Consider the following 19,192-nt stretch of genomic DNA (forward strand, 5'->3'; position numbering starts at 1 on the left):
TGAATATCGCTCATGTTGGTGTGGCGGCTAGCCCGGTAGAATCGCGGCGTTTTCTAAAGGATCGGGACCAGGGACATGTCGTATCGCGTCGTCATCAGCAGTGTATTACTGCTTCTCAGCTTTGCCGCGGTTGCGCAAGGTCCGGCCATCTCCGCGGGCATTTCCTACAGTCGCGACATCCAGCCGATCTTCACCGAAAAGTGCGTGGCCTGCCACGCCTGCAACGATGCGCCCTGTCAGCTCAACCTGGGCAGCGCAGAGGGTGCAGCCCGCGGCGCGACGAAAGTCCCGGTGTATGACGGTGAACGCAGCAAGGCGGTCGCGCCGAGCCGTCTGTTCTATGACGCGTTTGGCGAGCGCGCCTGGCAACATAAAGGCTTCTATTCGGTGCTCGACGCCCAGGGCAGCCAGGCTGCATTGATGGCGCGCATGCTTGAACTGGGTCACACCAACCCGTTGCAACCCAATGCCAGGTTGCCCGAGGACATCGTCCTGGGCCTCAATCGCGACAACATGTGCGCCCTGCCGGGTGAGTTCGACGGTTATGCCAGCGCTCACCCCAGGGAAGGGATGCCCCTGGCAGTCACCGGCCTTACCGACCAGCAATACCAGACGCTACAACGCTGGCTGGCTTCCGGTGCGCCGATCGATGAGCAGGCGCTGGTGCCCAGCGCGAAAGAAGCGTTGCAGGTGGTGCAGTGGGAAAACCTGCTCAATGCCCCGGGCTCCCGGGAGAGTCTGGTCGGGCGCTGGTTGTTCGAACACTGGTTTCTTGCGCATATCTATTTCAAGGATGGCGAGCCGGGGCATTTCTTCCAGTGGGTGCGTTCGCGCACGCCGACCGGCCAGCCCATCGACCTGATCAATACCCGTCGGCCGAACGACGACCCCGGCACCCAGGTTTATTACCGCTTGCGGCCGGTGCAGGGCGTAATCGTGCACAAGACCCATATTACCTATCCGCTGAGCGCGGCCAAGCTGGCCCGGGTCAATAGCCTGTTCTATAGCGGCAACTGGCAGGTCAATGCCTTGCCGGGTTACGGCCCGGAACGTCGGGCCAATCCGTTTTCCACCTTCGAAGCCATCCCGGCCCAGGCGCGTTATCAGTTCATGCTCGACAACGCCGAATATTTCGTGCGCACCTTTATCCGCGGCCCGGTTTGCCGGGGGCAGATCGCCACGGATGTGATCCGCGACAACTTCTGGGCGCTGTTCCAGGCGCCGGAACACGACCTCTACATCACTGACCCGAACTATCGTGGCCAGGCCACGCCGTTGCTGGCGATGCCGGGGCAAAATGATGACGTTGGCAGCGTCCTGAGCCTGTGGCGCGATTACCGCGAGAAACGTAACGAATACGAAGCCCTGCGCCGCGACAGCTACGCCGATATGCCGCCACCCAGTTGGTCGAGCCTGTGGGCCGGTAATGACAATGCACTGCTGACTATCTTCCGTCATTTCGACAGCGCCGCAGTCATCAAGGGCCTGATCGGCGAAGTGCCGCAGACCATGTGGCTGTTCGACTTCCCGCTGCTGGAGCGTACCTATTATCAGTTGGCGGTGAATTTCGACGTGTTCGGCAATGTGTCCCATCAGGCCCAGACGCGCCTGTATTTCGACCTGATCCGCAATGGCGCCGAGCAGAATTTCCTGCGCCTGATGCCGGCCGACTCGCGGGATGGCTTCCTCGACGATTGGTACCAGAACAGCGGGAAGCTCAAGATGTGGCTGGACTATGAGTCCATCGACGACGACACGCCAACCGCGCTGAAACTCGATGAACAGGACCCCAAGCGCGACTTCGCCATGCAATTGCTGGCACGCTACGGCGAGCTGGACGCCAATCCTGATCCGATCAACCGCTGCGACGGCGCCTATTGTTCGCGGCCGAACATCGATCCGCTCCTGCAGGCGGCCGAGCAGGCGTTGAGTCGCCTGGCCTCACGTCCGGCGGCCGGCCTCAAGGTCATCGATCAACTGCCGGAAGCGACCCTGCTGCGCGTCGAAACCGCGAGCGGTCGACGGGGGGTCTACAGCCTGCTGCGTAACCGCGCGCACAGCAACGTGGCGTTCCTGATCGGTGAGTCGCTACGCTACCAGCCGGGCCTGGACACGCTCACCATTTTCCCTGGGGTTCTGAGCAGTTACCCGAACTTCATTTTCAATATCCCCGCCGAGCAGGTGCCAGACTTTGTGGGCTCGATGGAAAACGCCAAGGATCCCGCCAGCTTCGAGAAAATCGTCGAGCGCTGGGGCATACGACGCAGTCATCCGCAGTTCTGGCAGTATTTTCATGATCTGAGCCGCTACATCCACGAAACCGAGCCGGTGGAAGAGGGCGTGCTGGACATGAATCGCTACGAGAACCTCTAAAACCCCGAACCCACAGGGGTAAGCTCCGCATGTTTTCCCGACAAAAATACTAGGACTTTGTCCGCGGCGATGATTGGCGTAAACTGCGCCCAAGCCTGCGAGGAGTTTCCATGACCGCTATTACCATCACCGACGCCGCCCACGATTACCTGGCTGATCTGCTCTCCAAGCAGAACACCCCGGGTATCGGCATCCGCGTCTTCATCACCCAGCCTGGCACCCAGTATGCCGAAACCTGCATTGCCTACTGCAAGCCGGGCGAAGAAAAACCCGAAGACACCGCCCTGGGGCTGAAAAGCTTCACCGCGTACATCGACCATTTCAGCGAAGCGTTCCTGGACGATGCGGTAGTCGACTACGCGACCGACCGCATGGGCGGCCAGTTGACCATCAAGGCGCCGAACGCCAAGGTGCCGATGGTCAATGCCGACAGCCCGGTCAACGAGCGCATCAACTACTACCTGCAAACCGAGATCAACCCCGGGTTGGCCAGTCACGGCGGCCAGGTCAGCCTGATCGATGTGGTTGAAGACGGTATCGCCGTCCTGCAATTCGGTGGCGGTTGCCAGGGCTGTGGCCAGGCCGACGTGACCTTGAAGGAAGGCATCGAGCGCACCTTGCTCGAGCGTATTCCCGAGCTCAAGGGTGTGCGTGACGTGACCGACCACACGCAGAAAGAAAACGCCTACTACTAAGGTGTTCGCTGCGGCACAAAAAAACGGCGCCCCGTGAGCGCCGTTTTTTTTATGTGTGGAATTCACTGACGCCTTCGCGAGCAGGCTCGCTCCCACATTTGGAATGCATTCCTCTGTGGGAGCGAGCCTGCTCGCGAAAGGGCCCTATGGGCGATAAAGATGCGCATGCCCCGCTCGATACAGCGAAGACTCGCTGAACTGCTCACTGCCCAACACCCGACCCACCAGAATCAACGCGGTACGCCGAAACCCTTTGGCGTCAACCTTGGCGGCAATGTCCTCAAGCGTCCCTACCACCCAATCCTGATCCGGCCAGGTCGCGCGGTGAATCACCGCAATCGGGCAATCGGTGCCGTAATGGGGCAGGAGTTCCTCAACGATCTTCGGCAGGTGCTTGACCCCCAAATGAATCGCCATGGTCGCCCCATGCTGCGCCAGGCTTGCCAGCTCTTCACCAGCGGGCATCGCGGTCTTGTCGGCGTAGCGCGTCAGGATCACGCTCTGGGACACGTCCGGCAAGGTCAGCTCCGCGCCCAGCAGCGCCGCGCACGCGGCCGTTGCCGTGACGCCTGGAATGATTTCAAACGGAATATCCAGCTCACGCAGATGGCGAATCTGCTCGCCGATGGCCCCATACAGGCTCGGATCGCCGGAGTGCACACGAGCCACGTCCTGGCCCTTGGCGTGGGCGACCTTGATCAGTTCGATGATCTGCTCCAGGTGCAGCTCCGCGCTGTTGACCACCTGTTCGGCGCTGTGTCCTTCCAGCACCGCAGCGGGCACCAGGGAGCCGGCATAGATGATCACCGGGCAACTGCGTATCAGCCGCTGGCCCTTGACGGTAATCAGTTCGGGGTCGCCGGGACCTGCGCCAATGAAGTAGACAGTCATCGTCGGTTCCTGTTGGAAATAGGGGGGAGGCAGGCTTCAGATGAAGATTGCTCATGATCGAATGGGCGAATTATCGGGGATTTTACGCGGCGCCTGCCAATGCCAGGGTCGCCTGGGCATATTTTTGTCGCGGGATCAGCAATTTGGCCGGGGCGTTGGCCAGTTGTTCCGCCAGGGCCAGAGCGGCGCTTTCCGCCACGCCATAGCACCCGGTACGTTCAAAGGCGATCTCGGAATGATGGCTGAGTTGCGGTTGATAGCCGGCGAGTTGTTCACTGCTGAAGTACATCATCTGTAACCCAAGCTGCTCGGCCAGTTCGATCAGGGCCGGCTCGTCGCGCTTCAGGTCGATGCTGGCCAGGGCCTTGATCTGATGCAATTCGAACCGGTGCGCCTGCAATGCCTGGTCGAGCAGTGCCCGCAGCGTGCTGACGGGGCAGCCGCGCTGGCAGCCCAGGCCGACCACCAGGGTCGGCGCTGTGCGAAGGTCAGTCATGCGTGGTATTGGCCATCGCTTTTGCGGCGGAACAACCAGGCGCTGATCAGGCCCAGGGCCAGCCAGAACGCCACGTTGGTCAGCTGCGAAGCGATGTTGAACTGAGTTTCCAGGGCCTGCGGAGCGAGCATCGAGTGCACTTGAGGTTGCGGTGCGCCAATCACATGGGGAACGGCGAGGATCGCCACGCCGAGGATCTTCATCAGCCAGTGACGGCTGAACACGATCAGCGCAATGCCGACAGCCGTGGAGGCGGCCGTGCCGATCCACCAGATTTGCCGTTGCGCCAGATCCGCAGCCGCGGTGCCCGGCAGCTCGGGCGGCAAGCCCAGCGTCGGTGCCAGCACAAAGGTTGCGTACCCGGCCAAACCCCAGAGCAGGCCCTGGGAGGTTTTGGTTGGCGCGCGCAGGGTATAGAGGCCGGCGAGCATCAGGGCGAAACCGACCGCCACCACCAGGTTACCGCCGGTGGTCGACAACACGCGCTGCCAGCCGTCTTCCGGTTCCCAGGCTTGGGCGTCGTGGCTGTGGGCAGCGACGCCCGTAGCGTGTTCGTGGACTGCAACGGCGGCAGGTTCGGATTTTTCGTAGGTTTCGGCCTGCAAGATCAGCGGAGAAACCCAGAAACTTTGCAACAGGGTCAGCAGCAGGGCGGCCAGCAGCCCGGTGAAGCCCGCGGTTTGCGCAATACGCTTGAACATGTCGGCAGGTCTCAATGGCACGGGAATGCAGCGCTGTGGCGGGTGTCGTGAGCCGCGTTGTGCACCGCTTCGATGTGCGAGAAGCCGGCGAAATACACAAGGCACGCGCCGAGGATCGACGCACAGACGGCGGCGGTCAGGCGTTGGGACAGGGTAGTGGTGCTGCTGGTGGTGGTGCTGTGGCCGGTGCTGCTGATGATCGACATGGCGCTTCCCTCTGTTCTGTCAGCGGGGAATAAGAGCGCAAGCAGAGCCCCGCACGACCGAGCGCGCAGAAGTCCGAACAGCGCCCGCCCACCGCGGGTTTGTTGAGTCAGTGATTGTGTGGTCACTTTGTGTTGCGGGCCGGTCTCCGGGCTCACGAGGGGCACAGGCGTTAGCCTTGACCTGCAAGCATCACCTTCCCATGCCACATTGGCACAGTGGATCTGATGCTTCGCTCGCTTACCGTTGCGGGGGCAGCACCGGACTGACATGGCTTTAGAGTAAAGCACATGATTCACCGGTTTCCCGTTTCACCCTGTGAAGGGCACCCGTAACAAGGTGCGTAGGAGAGCATGGGCGAGGGGCGGGCGTCAATTGGCAAGGGTTCTCAACTCGGGACCGAGTCGCTTCATTCGCGAGCAAGCCCGCTCCCACAGGTGATCGCATTCCCATGTGGGAGCGGGCTTGCCCGCGAAGGGAGCGCCGCCAGTCTCATGTGAACATTGACCCGCCCCAATACCATGCGTAGCCTTGCGCTTTCGAGGTTCTTCGGCGTTTGTCGAAGCTAAGAAGGGAACGCGGTCGATGCCGCGGCTGCCCCCGCAACTGTGAACGGTGATGTTCGCTGCCACGCCACTGCACGCTCAAGTCCGAGCCCGCGGGAAGGCGCAGCGAATGCCAGGCTCAAAGGCCGGCACACCGTCAGCCAGGAGACCTGCCTCGATACAGATTCTCACTACAACCGGGCGGGGTGATCCGGTGGCGAACGCTTCCGGCGCGCTTGTGCGTTGCCGGTTCTCGTCCCGTATGCCCGCCACCTTGCCAAAGGGCATCCGATGAAAACACTGGCCAAACTCCCTGTCACCATCGTCACCGGCTTCCTCGGCTCGGGCAAGACCACCTTGCTGCGCCACATGCTCGACAACGCCCAGGGCCGCCGCATCGCGGTGATCGTCAACGAGTTCGGCGAGCTTGGCATCGACGGCGAAATCCTCAAGCAGTGCTCCATCGGTTGCACCGAAGAAGAGGCCAACGGCCGTGTCTATGAACTGGCCAACGGCTGCCTGTGCTGCACCGTGCAGGAAGAATTCTTCCCGGTGATGCGTGAACTGGTGGCCCGTCGCGGCGATCTCGACCACATTCTGATCGAAACCTCGGGCCTGGCCCTGCCAAAACCTTTGGTCCAGGCGTTCCAGTGGCCGGAAATCCGCAGCGCCTGTACCGTTGATGCGGTGATCACCGTGGTCGACAGCCCGGCCGTGGCGGCAGGCACCTTCGCCGCGTTCCCGGATCAAGTCGACGCCCAACGCAAGCTCGACCCGAACCTGGACCATGAATCGCCGTTGCACGAGCTGTTCGCCGACCAGTTGGCCAGCGCTGACCTGGTGATCCTCAACAAGGCCGACCTGATCAGCGCCGAAGACCTGGCCCGCGTGCGCCTGGAAGTCGCCGAAGAATTGCCGCCAGCGGTGAAAGTCATCGAGGCCAGCAGCGGTCGCCTGCCGCTGGACGTACTCATCGGCCTCGGCGCCGGTTCCGAAGAACACATCGACAGCCGCCACAGCCATCACGATCATCACCATGACGACGATGACCATGATGACCACGATCACGACGCCTTCGATTCGATCTCCATCGAACTGCCGCAAGCCGACGAAAGCCTGCTGATGGACGCGCTGACCCAGCTGGTGGTCGAGCACAGCATCCTGCGCGTCAAGGGTTTCGCGGCGATCCCGAACAAACCGATGCGCCTGCTGATCCAGGGCGTGGGCACACGTTTCGACAAGCACTTCGACCGCCAATGGGGCGCTGCCGAAGCACGCACCACGCGCCTGGTGTTGATCGGCCAGGCACTGGACTCCACCTTGCTCGAAGCGCAACTGCGCGCTGCGCTCAGCGTGTAACCCATGCACCTGCTCAGGACTCAGCCCGGCGGATTCGTGTCGGATGACAACATTGCCGACCTTGGACAAACCCCCGCCGAGCTGGTGATCCTGTGCAGCGGCGACTCCAGCCTGGCGCTGCTCGCCGAAGCGGCGCAGCAGTTGCCCGACGACTACCCGAGCGTGCGCCTGGCCAACCCGATGCAGGTGCAGAACCATGCATCGGTGGATCTGTATGTCGACGAAGTATTGCGCCACGCCAAAGTCATTCTGATTTCGCTGCACGGCGGCATTGCCTATTGGCGCTACGGCGTCGAACGGCTGGTGGAGCTGTCACAGCGCGGTGTACAGCTGATTCTGGTTCCGGGCGATGACAGGCCGGACCCGGAGCTCAGCGACCTCAGCACCGTAGGCGTCGAGGATCGCGATCGGCTTTGGCAGTTTCTGCGCCAGGGTGGCCTGGGCAATGCCCTCGACTTTTTCCGATGCCTGGCCAATCGCTGGCTGGATCGTGACTACGCCTGGGCCGAGCCGCAAACCCTGCCGCGCACGGCGATTTACCACCCGCGAAAAAGCCCCGCGCAACTGAGCGACTGGCACGCCGACTGGCAGGCCGGTCAACCGGTGGCGGCGGTCCTGTTCTACCGCTCGCATCTGCAGGCGGCGAACACGGCTTTTATTGATATGTTCTGCCAGCGCCTGCAAGCGGCGGGGTTGAACCCGTTGCCCATTGCACTGGCCAGTTTGAAAGAGCCCGGCTGCCTTTGCATGGTCGAAGACTGGCTGGATGAAGTCGGGGCAGGGGTGATTCTCAATACCACCGGTTTCGCCCAATCGAGCCCTGAAGCACCGCACTTGCGGCCGTTTCGCCGCAATATCCCGGTGATCCAGGCGATTTGCGCCCAGGACAACGAACCCGGTTGGCGAGCCAGCGAACAGGGCCTCGGCCCGCGAGACCTGGCGATGCACATTGCGCTGCCCGAACTGGACGGGCGCATCATCAGCCGGCCGATCAGCTTCAAGGACCTGGCCTGGCGAAGCGAGCGCAGCCAGTCGGATGTGGTTTGCTACCGCGCGCAGCCGGAACGCATGGACTTTGTCGCGCAACTGGCGCGGCGCTGGACTGATCTGGCGTGGGTACCCAACGGGCAAAAGCGTATCGCGCTGATCCTGGCCAATTACCCGACCCGTGATGGTCGCATCGGCAATGGCGTAGGGCTCGACACCCCGGCTGCGGCGTTGAATATCCTGCGTGCGCTGTATGAAGAAGGGTACCCGCTGCCAGCCGAATTGCCGGACAGTGGCACCGCGTTGATCCAGCAATTGCTCGGCGGCGTCAGCAACGACCTCGATAGCCTTGATCAACGTCCCTGCCAGCAAAGCCTGGCGATGGATGAATACCTGCAGATGTTCAATGCGCTGCCGGACGCCAACCGCCAGGCGGTGCTGGAACGTTGGGGTGCACCCGAGAAGGATCCGATGTGTCGTGACGGGCGAATGATGATCGCCGGGTTGCGCCTGGGCCTGACTTTCGTCGGCATCCAGCCGGCGCGGGGTTATCAGGTGGACCCCAGTGCGGTGTACCACGACCCGGACCTGGTGCCGCCCCACGGCTACCTGGCGTTCTACTTCTGGTTACGCGGTACCTACGGCGCTCACGGCGTGATCCACGTCGGCAAGCACGGCAACCTGGAGTGGCTGCCGGGCAAGGGCGTGGGGCTTTCAGAGCACTGCTGGCCGGATGCACTGCTCGGGCCGCTGCCGAACATCTATCCGTTCATCGTCAACGACCCGGGCGAAGGCGCCCAGGCCAAACGCCGGACGCAAGCGGTGATCATCGATCACCTGATGCCGCCGCTGACCCGCGCCGAAACCTACGGTCCGCTGCGCAATCTGGAGTTGCTGGCCGACGAATATTATGAAGCGCAACTGCTCGACCCACGGCGTGCCCGGGAATTGCAACGCGACATCCTGCAACTGGTGCGCGATACCCATATAGACCGCGAGCTGCAATTGGACGAGCAACTGGACAGTGATGCCGATGCGGCGATCTGGCTGCCGCGCCTGGACACCTACCTGTGCGACTTGAAAGAGTCGCAGATCCGTGATGGCTTGCACGTCTTTGGTGAATCCCCAGTGGGCCGGCTGCGTATCGATACCTTGCTCGCGCTGCTGCGCATTCCTCGGGGCGATGGCCGTGGTGCGCAATCGAGCCTGTTGCGGGCGCTGGCCAAGGCGTTCGAGTTGGGCTTCGATCCGCTGGACTGTGCGCTGGCCGAGCCGTGGGGTGGGCCGCGTCCGAGCGCATTGTTGTCGATCAGCGATGAACCCTGGCGCACCACAGGCGACACCCGCGAACGTCTCGAGTTGTTCGCCACACAGCTGATCTCCCAGATGTTGAATGACCCCTGTGGGAGCGAGCCTGCTCGCGATGGAGTGTCAGTCGACATCAATGTGGCTGACACCCCATCGCGAGCAAGCCCGCTCCCACAGGCGGCCGGTTGGTCTGAAGTGACCGCCATCCTCGACCACCTGCGCGAAGTGGTCGCACCCAGACTGGACGCCTGCGGCCCGGCCGAGATGCGTGGCCTGCTCGATGCCCTCAGTGGCCGATTCGTCCCCGCCGGTCCCAGTGGCGCGCCGAGTCGAGGTCGCCTGGACGTACTGCCGACCGGGCGCAACTTCTATTCGGTGGACGTGCGCAACCTGCCGACCACCACCGCGTGGCGCATCGGTTTCCAGTCGGCCAACCTGATTCTCGAACGCCACCTGCAGGATCATGGCGATCATTTGCGCCAGCTCGGCCTGTCGGTGTGGGGCACTGCGACCATGCGCACCGGCGGCGACGACATCGCCCAGGCCATGGCCTTGATGGGCGTGCGCCCGGTCTGGGCCACGGGTAGCCAGCGGGTCGACGACTTTGAGATTCTGCCGTTGAGCCTGCTCGATCGACCGCGGGTCGACGTGACCTTGCGCGTCTCGGGGTTCTTCCGCGACGCCTTTGCCAACCTGATTCGGCTGTTCGACGCTGCCGTGCAGGCAGTCGCTGCGCTGGATGAGCCTGACGATCTCAATCCGCTGGCCGCCAAGGTGCGCGCCGAGCGGGAAGCGTTGTTGCAATCGGGAATGGACGAAGACGAGGCGCGGCGGCAGGCCGGATGGCGGATCTTCGGCGCCAAGCCCGGCGCCTATGGCGCAGGCGTGCAGGGTGCCATCGACGGTCGCCTGTGGCAAAGCCGCGAGGACCTGGCCGAGGTGTACCTGAACTGGGGCGGCTACGCCTACGGCGGTTCCGATGAAGGCACCGCAGCCCGCGAGCAGTTCTCCCAGCGCCTGAGCCAGGTGCAAGCGGTGTTGCAAAACCAGGATAACCGCGAGCACGACTTGCTTGACTCCAATGACTACTACCAATTCCAGGGCGGCATGTTGGCGGCGGTGGAAAGCCTCAGCGGTGCAGCGGCAGCCAGTTATCACGGCGATCACAGCCAGCCGGACCTGCCGAAGATCCGCACGCTGAAGGAAGAGTTGAACCGGGTCATCCGCTCCCGGGCGGCCAATCCGAAGTGGATCGACGGGGTCAAGCGCCACGGCTACAAAGGCGCCTTTGAGATGGCGGCGACGGTCGACAACCTGTTTGCCTTCGATGCCACCACCCAGTTGATCGACGACCACCAGTACGCGCTGCTGGCAGATGCCTACTTGCTCGATCCGGGCACCCGGGATTTCGTGCGCGAGCACAATCCCCATGCCCTGCGCGACATGACCGAACGCATGCTCGAAGCGCAACAGCGGGGGATGTGGAAGGAGCCGGGGGACTATCGCGAGGCCCTGGAAAACCTGTTGCTGGATATAGAAGAAGACAGCTGACTGCAGGATCGTTCCCACGCCGAGCGTGGGAACGATCACCACCCGACCATGATGAGAAACCCGACATGACCGACACGCCCCATTTCCCGCTCTCCGCCGTGGTCGGCGCCGGCGATCTGAAGCTCGCGCTGTACCTGACCGCCATCGACCCGAAGATTGGCGGCGTATTGATCGAAGGCCCGCGCGGCATGGCCAAGTCGACCCTGGCCCGCGGCCTGGCGGACCTGTTGGCCAGCGGCCAGTTCGTCACCTTGCCCTTGGGTGCTACCGAGGAACGCCTGGTCGGCACGCTCGACCTCGACGCGGCCCTGAGTGAGGGGCGCGCGCAATTTTCCCCCGGTGTGCTGGCCAAGGCTGACGGTGGCGTGCTCTACGTCGATGAAGTGAATCTGCTGCCCGATCACCTGGTTGACCTGCTGCTCGACGTGGCTGCCAGCGGTACCAACCTGGTTGAACGCGACGGAATTTCCCATCGGCATTCGGCGAAGTTCGTGCTGATCGGCACCATGAACCCGGAAGAGGGCGAACTACGTCCGCAACTCCTCGATCGCTTTGGCTTGAATGTCGCCCTAAGTGGCCAGACCGCACCGACTGAGCGCGGGCAAATCATCCGCAGGCGCCTGGATTTCGACAGAGATCCGCAACAATTTTGCGCCGAATGGGAGAGCCAGCAGCAGTCGTTGCGTGAGCGCTGCCAGAACGCGCGCAGCACATTGGCGAGCATTCCCCTCGACGATGAAGCGCTGGTGCAGATTACCGAGCGCTGCTTTGCCGCTGGAGTCGACGGCTTGCGCGCTGATCTGGTCTGGTTGCGTGCGGCCCGTGCGCATGCGGCGTGGCGCGGCGCGACATCGATTTGCGATGAGGATATAGACGCGGTCGCTGAGTTCGCCCTGCGCCATCGTCGTCGGGAGCACACGCCACCTGCACCACAGCAGGAGCAGGTTCGATCCGGCCAGAACACCAACCCGAGCGAAGGCCAGGGCCAGTGGGGTGAAATGCCCGCTCAAGCGCTACCGGTCGGCGCCCGACGCGTAGTGCCGGGCTGGCCAAAAAAGCCCTAGGCATTCGCCCCCGGTCTGACGCGGGGGCGAATGCCAGACCGCGTGCCGGACGACTCGATCACGGCAAGCAGGGTAAACGTCATGCTGCCCAAAGCGGCGCGATCAATTGGCCAGGCACGTTACTCAACGGTCGGCCGCGCCAGCGCCAGGATGTGTTGTTCCAGCAGCGCACGCGCTCGCCCCATGAGCTGTGGCTGGTGATTGTCGACGCGTCGGCTTCAACGCGTCGCCACCAGGCATTGAGCGATGCCAAGGGCCTGTTGGCGCAATTGTTCGATGATGCCTACCGCCAGCGGGCGCGCCTGGCTTTGTTGACGGCCAGCGGTGCGGTGCCGAAGTGGCAGGTGCAGGGTTTGAAAACGTCGACGGGCTTGCGCCAGTGGCTCGATGGCTTGGGCGCCGGTGGTGGCACGCCACTGCTGGCGGCGCTTGGCGAAGCGGGGCGGTGGCTGGCCGTTCGGCAAAAGCGTTTCCCGGCGGAACTGCAGCGGCTGTTGCTGGTGACTGATGGCCGATTGAAAGAATGGCCGTCGTTGCCCGCGCTCGACTGTCCGGGGCTGCTGATCGACATCGAACGCGGGCCGATTCGTCTTGGGCGCAGCAAGGTATTGGCAGCGCAGTTGCAATCCGAATATCGGCATATCGACGAGCTGCTGCCGAACTGAGTACGGTGTTGCCCGTGCTGGCCTGATCGCCAGCACATTCAGAGATAAAATCTCCAGATACGGGTCATTCCAGCACCAGCGCTGTGCGCGGCACTGGAAGCGGATGACGCATCAGCGTGCCCACCACCAGCGCCCCCAGCAATCCCGCCAGCCCCGCGACCCACAGCAACAGGCTGAAACCACCCACGAAAGCCTGTCGCGCCAGCGGCTCGACCAGCGGCCGCGCGGCCTCCGGCACCAGACTCAGCGCCGCCGGCATATCGCCCGCCACCACCCGCGAGGCAATGCCTTGGGTGTGTTCCAGCCATTGCCCGCCCTGTGTCGCCAGGCCGTCGTGCAGCAACCGTTCGCTATGCCCGGAAAGCAACGCGCCATACACACCGATGGCCAGCACGATAGCGCTGAAGCGCATGGTGGTACTCATGCCCGAGGCCATGCCGGTGCGTTCCCGTGGCACACAGGCCATGATGTTTTTCTGCGTATCGCCATTGAGCAACCCGGCTCCGGCGCCGGTCACGGCAATCGCCAGGGCGAAGGGCAGGTAACCACCGCCAACGACCGCCCAAGCGCTCAGCAAATTACCGCTGCCGACGAGCGTCAACCCGATGGCCATCATGTTTGCTGGCGTCACGCGTCCCGCCAGGCGTGCGCCGACCCGTGGCAAAATCAGCAGGGTGATGGCAAACGGCAGCATGCCCAGCCCCGCCCGGATGGCGGTGAAACCCAAGCCGTTCTGCAGGTAGAACGGCAACAGCGTCATCATCACCTGGGCGCACGCGGCGTAGGCAAACATGCCGAGCAGCGCGCCGATGAAGCGCGGATGACGGAACAGTTGCAGGTCGATCATTGGCCGCTGTTGCAGGCGTTCGATCACCACGAATAACCCCAGCAACAGGGCCCCAGCCACCAGGCGGGCATAGGTCGCAGGGTTGTTCCAGCCGATCCGGTTGGCTTCGATCAGCCCCCAGATCAGGCACAACAAGCTGGCGCTGAAGGCCAGGCTGCCCCACGGATCGAGGCGCGCGGCCTGGGCATCACGGGATTCCGGCACTGCGCGCCAGACCATGACCATCAGCAACAGCCCCACTGGCAGGTTGAGGTAGAAAATCCAGCGCCAGCCCACGTATTCGGCAATCAAGCCGCCCAGGGTTGGCGCCGCCGTCATGGCCACGCCCATGCAACCGCCCCAGAATGCCCAGGCCTTGGCCCGTTCGACTTCATCGTGGAAGGTGTGGCCGATGGAGGCGAGGGCCGAAGTCAACAGAAGCGCCGCGCCGACACCCTTGATGGCGCGGGCGATATCGAGGAACAACGCGTTAGGCGCGGCACCGCACCCCAGTGATGCGAGGATGAAGATGCCCAGCCCGCACATGAGCATTTTCTGCCGACCAAAGCGATCGGCCAGGCTGCCCGCGGGCAGCAACAGCGCGGCGAAAGCCAGCATATAGGCGCTGATCACCCATTCGATGTCAGCGAAATTCGCCCCCAAGTCCCGAGCGATGCTTGGCAAGGTAACGGCGACGATGTTGGTGTCGAGTACGATCAACGAGCATACTGCCGAGGCGGTCAGCAAGGTCAGGCGCGGGCTCACCCTGGGTTTGACGGACATGGCGAGGGTTCTCTACTGTGGGGTTGGCTGCAGCTTATCGCTGGCTGGCGCTACCTTTGTTAGGCACATACCGTCACTTCATTACCTTTGAGCTAATGCACCGATGGACATCCGTCATTTCCGCTATTTTCTCGCTGTTGCCCGCCAAGGCAACTTCACTCGCGCTGCCGAACAACTCGGCATCGCACCGCCGACCTTGACTCGGCAGATCCAGGACATGGAAAACGAACTCGGCACGCGCCTGTTCGTGCGCCAGACGCGTGAAGTCAGCCTGACCGAAGCCGGGGCTGCCCTGTTGATCGAAGCCGAGGCGACGGTGCGGCAATTCGAATACGCCCAGCAAAACGCCCAGCGCGCCGGGCGTGGGGACATTGGTCATATCGAACTGGGTTACGTCGCGTCGGCGGTGTATTCGGGGTTGCTGCAAAAACAGGTGCAGGGTTTTACCGGCCAATACCCGGATGTCAGCCTCAATGTGCGGGAAAGTCCCATGGCCAGCCTGCCGAGCATGATCCTGGAAGGGCGCTTCGACCTGGGCTATATCCGCTGCCCGATGGCCTTGCCCGATGGCGTCGACAGTGTGCGTCTGAGTGATGAAGGCTTTGTGCTGGCGTTGCCGGATGGTTCATGGTTGAACCGCTTGGCAGCGATCACCTGCGCGCATTTACAGAACGAAAACTTTATTCTGCCGGAGCAAGTCAACGGCACCTTGCAGGTCGCCACCGAAGGTGGTTTCGTACCCAGGCTGGGGGCGCAACCGGGTGGACTGGTGGCAGTGATTGCCCTGGTGTCCCTCGGCCAGGGCGTAGCGGTGGTGCCGGCGTCGGTGGTCGGGCATGTCAGTTTGCCAAGTGTGGTTTATCGCCAGATCAAGGACTGTAAAGCGTCTTCGTGGCTGGCGTTGATTCATCGGCGGTTCGAGAAATCACCGGCGGTGCTCAGGTATGTCGAACGGATCAAGCAATCAGGGTGACCGTTTTGGTCTTCTACAGATCTTGAAATGATTTCCAGCTGTAGGATTTGTCGCTGTCGCCTGTACGATTCAAGTCCTTTTTCATTTCCAGGACTTGCATGAACACCCTCACGGAGCCCCCCAGTTATCCTTTCCCTTCGCGCCAACGCGCGGTCCTGACGCACTCCAGATACCCGGTCTTTCGACGTCCGAACGCCAAGGTCCTTGCTGTTCCGCGGCCTCTGCGCCGTGCCTTGCCGTGCCCGGCATTCTGAATTCACTGAAGAGATCGAGACGTTTTCATGGAATGGTTAGCTGACCCCACCGCATGGCTGGGCTTGTTGACGCTGATTGTGCTGGAACTGGTGTTGGGTATCGACAACCTGGTGTTCATCGCGATCCTCGCGGACAAATTGCCACCGGAGCAACGTGACCGCGCGCGAATCATCGGACTGTCCCTGGCGTTGTTGATGCGCCTGGGCCTGCTGGCGAGTATTTCCTGGCTGGTGACCCTGACGCAGCCATTGTTCGAAGTGTTCGACAAGAGCTTCTCGGGTCGCGACCTGATCATGCTCTTTGGCGGTGTGTTCCTGTTGTTCAAGGCGACCATGGAGCTGCATGAGCGGCTCGAAGGGCATGTCGGCGAGCGCACGTCCAATACGGCTTACGCGCTGTTCTGGCCCATCGTGGCGCAAATCGTGGTGCTCGATGCGGTGTTCTCCCTCGATGCCGTGATTACCGCGGTAGGCATGGTCGACGAGCTCGCGGTGATGATGATCGCCGTGATCATTTCCATCGGCCTGATGATCGTTGCCAGTAAACCGTTGACCCGCTTCGTCAATGCACACCCCACCGTGATCATGCTGTGCCTGGGCTTCCTGATGATGATCGGTTTTGCGCTGACCGCCGAAGGCCTGGGCTTCCACATTCCCAAGGGTTATCTGTACGCGGCCATCGGTTTCTCGATCCTGATCGAGGTGTTCAACCAGATCGCCCGGGCACGGCGCAAGCGCTCGATGCAGGGCTTGCGACCGATGCGAGAGCGGACCGCCCATGCGGTGATGCGTTTGCTCGGCGGACGTAAATTAGCGGTGGAAGAGGTCGGTGAGGAGATTGCCGACCTGCTGGATAACGGCGAGGCAGCGGGTGAACAGCTGTTCGATCGCCGCGAGCGAGTGATGATCAGCGGTGTGCTGCAACTGGCGGAGCGACCGATCCGTACGTTGATGAGCGTGCGCGCCGACGTCGACTATATCGACCTGGCTGATGACGCCGAGACGATTCGTACACGGCTGATGCATTCGTCCTACTCGCGGCTGCCGCTGATTCGCGACGGCGCGGTGGATGAGCCGCTGGGCTTCGTGCACAAGAAAGAGTTGCTGAAGGAATACCTGGCCGGCAACCAGCCCGATCTTGCCCACCTTGCCCGCCAGGCCATCAATCTGCTGGACAGCTATTCAATCCTCAATGCCCTGGAACAGATGCGCCAGGCCTCGACCCACATCGCGTTTGTGGTCAACGAATTCGGTGACTTCGTCGGCGTATTGACCATGACCGACATCCTTGAGTCGATTGCCGGTGAGCTGCCCGACGCCAGCGAGATCGAAGGCCCGGACGTGGTCGAGGAGAAGGGCGGCTTCGTGGTCAGCGGCGCATTGAACCTGGCGCGGGTGCATCAGCGGACCGGGTTTGCGGCACAACCGACCGACGACTATCAAACCCTGGCCGGTTTGGTGGTGAGCCTGCTGGATCGGCTGCCGATGATCGGCGACAGCCACGAGTGGGAAGGCTGGCGGTTGACCGTCATGTCGGTTGAAGAGCGGCGGGTGACACGGGTGTTTCTGGATCGCCTCAGCGGGTGATTGTATCCCCCCACCGGCGCTGCACCTGCAGGAACGCGCCTGCTCGGGAAAAACGTCCATACAACGCGGGCATTCAGACAGCCCGCGTTATCGTTGACGTCCATCGCGAGCTGGCGCGCTCCCACAGAAACACCTACGCACCATTTGTGAACCAGATACCCGCCATCCGTAGCCAACGGTAGCGCTACGCCAGCGTCTCTTTTGGTAACGCGTTTTCCTCACATCATTCCATCCATCTGATTCAAAACACTTTTCAATCCCCCCTACATTCCGCCCACGACCTGTGGCACACTTTCTGCTGTCTATTCCGTTGTTACATACCGTATTCCGGTATAGCGGAATAAACATCACCCTGGAGTGCTTGCCATGCATCGCCGACCTTCCTTGTTCAAAGCGTGTGTTTTTGTTTTAGCAGCCTCTGCTGCTGCCGTGGGCGTGGCCCAGGCGGCAGACAGCAAGCTCGACAGCGTACTGGCCCGCGGCAAACTGATCGTGGGCACCGGCAGCACCAATGCGCCTTGGCACTTCCAGGGGGCGGATGGCAAGTTGCAGGGCTTTGATATCGACATTGCGCGCATGGTCGCCAAAGGCTTGTTCAACGACCCGAGCAAGGTCGAGTTTGTGGTGCAGTCGTCCGATGCGCGGATTCCCAACCTGTTGACCGACAAGGTCGACATGAGCTGCCAGTTCATTACCGTCACCGCCAGCCGTGCCCAGCAAGTGGCCTTTACCCTGCCGTACTACCGCGAAGGCGTCGGCCTGCTGTTGCCGGCCAACAGCAAGTACAAGGAAATCGACGACATGAAAGCCGCCGGTGACAGCGTCACCGTGGCGGTGCTGCAAAACGTCTACGCCGAAGAACTGGTGCACCAGGCGTTGCCCAAGGCCAAGGTCGATCAGTACGACAGCGTCGACCTGATGTACCAGGCGGTGAACTCTGGCCGTGCCGACGCGGCGGCCACTGACCAGTCTTCAGTGAAGTACCTGATGGTGCAGAACGCCGGGCGCTATCGCAGCCCGGCCTATGCCTGGAGCCCGCAAACCTATGCCTGTGCGGTTAAGCGCGGCGACCAGGACTGGTTGAACTTCGTCAATACCACCCTGCATGAAGCCATGACCGGCGTTGAGTTCCCGACCTACGCGGCGTCGTTCAAGCAGTGGTTCGGTGTCGACTTGCCGACGCCAGCCATCGGATTCCCCGCCGAATTCAAATGATCCCGTGAGGGCGGGGCGTACGCGCCCCGTTCAAGGTACTGCCGACCATGAACTATCAGTTGAACTTTGCCGCCGTGTGGCGCGATTTCGACACCTTGCTGGCGGGGCTCGGCCTGGGCCTTGAACTGGCGCTGGTGTCGATCGCCATCGGCTGCGTGATCGGCCTGCTGATGGCGTTTGCTTTGTTGTCGAAGCACCGCGCATTGCGGGTACTGGCTTCGGTGTATGTCACGGTGATCCGCAACACGCCAATCCTGGTGTTGATCCTGTTGATCTACTTCGCCTTGCCAAGCCTGGGCATTCGCCTGGACAAGATCCCTTCGTTCATCATCACCCTGTCGCTGTATGCCGGGGCCTATTTGACCGAAGTGTTCCGCGGCGGCCTGCTGAGCATTCCCAAGGGCCAGCGCGAAGCCGGCCTGGCCATCGGCCTGGGCGAGTGGCAGGTCAAGGCCTACGTCACCGTGCCGGTGATGCTGCGCAATGTGTTGCCGGCGCTGTCGAACAACTTCATTTCGCTGTTCAAGGACACCTCGCTGGCGGCCGCGATCGCGGTGCCGGAGCTGACCTATTACGCGCGCAAGATCAATGTCGAGAGCTACCGGGTGATTGAAACCTGGCTGGTGACCACGGCGCTCTATGTGGCGGCCTGTTACCTCATTGCCATGATGCTGCGTTACCTCGAGCAGCGCCTGGCGATCCGCCGATAGGAGGC

General features: G+C 62.3%; 15 protein-coding genes and 2 riboswitches. Of the genes, 10 read left to right on the top strand and 5 right to left on the bottom strand.

Annotated elements, in window-relative coordinates:
- Positions 1–75: 75 nt before the first annotated feature.
- Together BKX96_RS07290 and nfuA are read left to right on the top strand one after the other, a co-directional pair.
- A complete protein-coding gene (locus BKX96_RS07290) occupies positions 76–2,373 on the top strand; it encodes a fatty acid cis/trans isomerase (RefSeq protein ID WP_077183236.1) in 2,298 nt (765 codons plus the stop codon).
- Positions 2,374–2,483: 110 nt separating this feature from the next.
- Positions 2,484–3,068, top strand: a complete 585-nt coding sequence (nfuA, locus tag BKX96_RS07295) for a Fe-S biogenesis protein NfuA (protein ID WP_007912592.1) — start codon at positions 2,484–2,486, stop codon at positions 3,066–3,068.
- 144 nt (positions 3,069–3,212) lie between these two features.
- Here nfuA and cobM read toward each other — a convergent pair whose 3' ends face one another.
- From cobM to BKX96_RS07315, 4 genes are all read right to left on the bottom strand, one after another.
- Positions 3,213–3,959: a precorrin-4 C(11)-methyltransferase gene (cobM, locus tag BKX96_RS07300; protein ID WP_077183237.1), complete on the bottom strand. Its 747-nt coding sequence runs from the start codon at positions 3,957–3,959 to the stop codon at positions 3,213–3,215.
- Positions 3,960–4,041: 82 nt separating this feature from the next.
- The gene (locus BKX96_RS07305; protein ID WP_046820149.1) at positions 4,042–4,455 is read right to left on the bottom strand and encodes a cobalamin biosynthesis protein; all 414 of its coding nucleotides are present in this window, start codon (positions 4,453–4,455) and stop codon (positions 4,042–4,044) included.
- Positions 4,452–5,156 carry a CbtA family protein gene (locus BKX96_RS07310; protein WP_077183238.1) on the bottom strand — a complete coding sequence of 235 codons (705 nt, stop codon included), beginning with the start codon at positions 5,154–5,156 and terminating at the stop codon, positions 4,452–4,454. The genes BKX96_RS07305 and BKX96_RS07310 overlap by 4 nt, the downstream gene beginning before the upstream one ends.
- Positions 5,157–5,167: 11 nt before the next feature.
- A complete protein-coding gene (locus tag BKX96_RS07315) occupies positions 5,168–5,362 on the bottom strand; it encodes a CbtB domain-containing protein (RefSeq protein ID WP_046820147.1) in 195 nt (64 codons plus the stop codon).
- Positions 5,363–5,482: 120 nt separating this feature from the next.
- A riboswitch (cobalamin riboswitch) is annotated at positions 5,483–5,708 on the bottom strand.
- A 177-nt stretch (positions 5,709–5,885) separates the two neighbouring features.
- A riboswitch (cobalamin riboswitch) is annotated at positions 5,886–6,097 on the top strand.
- A gap of 99 nt (positions 6,098–6,196) precedes the next feature.
- Here BKX96_RS07315 and cobW point away from each other — a divergent pair.
- The 4 genes from cobW (at position 6,197) to BKX96_RS07335 (ending at position 12,839) form a co-directional block, all read left to right on the top strand.
- The gene (gene cobW, locus BKX96_RS07320) at positions 6,197–7,264 is read left to right on the top strand and encodes a cobalamin biosynthesis protein CobW (protein ID WP_077183239.1); all 1,068 of its coding nucleotides are present in this window, start codon (positions 6,197–6,199) and stop codon (positions 7,262–7,264) included.
- Positions 7,265–7,267: 3 nt separating this feature from the next.
- Entirely contained in the window at positions 7,268–11,110 is a 3,843-nt protein-coding gene (cobN, locus tag BKX96_RS07325) for a cobaltochelatase subunit CobN (RefSeq protein WP_077183240.1), read from the top strand.
- A 65-nt stretch (positions 11,111–11,175) separates the two neighbouring features.
- On the top strand, positions 11,176–12,174 hold the full coding sequence (locus BKX96_RS07330; RefSeq protein WP_077183241.1) for a magnesium chelatase ATPase subunit I: 999 nt from the start codon (positions 11,176–11,178) through the stop codon (positions 12,172–12,174).
- A 101-nt stretch (positions 12,175–12,275) separates the two neighbouring features.
- Positions 12,276–12,839 carry a vWA domain-containing protein gene (locus BKX96_RS07335; RefSeq protein ID WP_046820143.1) on the top strand — a complete coding sequence of 188 codons (564 nt, stop codon included), beginning with the start codon at positions 12,276–12,278 and terminating at the stop codon, positions 12,837–12,839.
- A 64-nt stretch (positions 12,840–12,903) separates the two neighbouring features.
- On the opposite strand, the gene BKX96_RS07340 is transcribed toward BKX96_RS07335, so the two are convergent.
- The gene (locus BKX96_RS07340) at positions 12,904–14,448 is read right to left on the bottom strand and encodes an MFS transporter (RefSeq protein ID WP_077183243.1); all 1,545 of its coding nucleotides are present in this window, start codon (positions 14,446–14,448) and stop codon (positions 12,904–12,906) included.
- A gap of 103 nt (positions 14,449–14,551) precedes the next feature.
- On the opposite strand from BKX96_RS07340, the gene BKX96_RS07345 reads away from it, so the two are divergent.
- The 4 genes from BKX96_RS07345 to BKX96_RS07360 all read left to right on the top strand — a co-directional run bounded on the left by BKX96_RS07345 (position 14,552) and on the right by BKX96_RS07360 (position 19,187).
- Positions 14,552–15,421, top strand: coding sequence for a LysR family transcriptional regulator (locus BKX96_RS07345; protein ID WP_077183244.1), 870 nt, complete (start codon positions 14,552–14,554; stop codon positions 15,419–15,421).
- Between the two features lie 281 nt (positions 15,422–15,702).
- Positions 15,703–17,262 (top strand): TerC family protein, encoded by a 1,560-nt coding sequence (locus BKX96_RS07350; RefSeq protein ID WP_077183245.1) that lies wholly within the window; start codon positions 15,703–15,705, stop codon positions 17,260–17,262.
- Between the two features lie 366 nt (positions 17,263–17,628).
- Complete coding sequence (locus BKX96_RS07355) at positions 17,629–18,477, top strand: transporter substrate-binding protein (protein ID WP_046820139.1); 849 nt, start codon at positions 17,629–17,631, stop codon at positions 18,475–18,477.
- Between the two features lie 47 nt (positions 18,478–18,524).
- Positions 18,525–19,187, top strand: coding sequence for an amino acid ABC transporter permease (locus BKX96_RS07360; RefSeq protein ID WP_007941741.1), 663 nt, complete (start codon positions 18,525–18,527; stop codon positions 19,185–19,187).
- The last annotated feature ends 5 nt before the right edge of the window (positions 19,188–19,192 follow it).

Source organism: Pseudomonas putida (assembly GCF_001976065.1).
GTDB lineage: Bacteria > Pseudomonadota > Gammaproteobacteria > Pseudomonadales > Pseudomonadaceae > Aquipseudomonas > Aquipseudomonas serbica.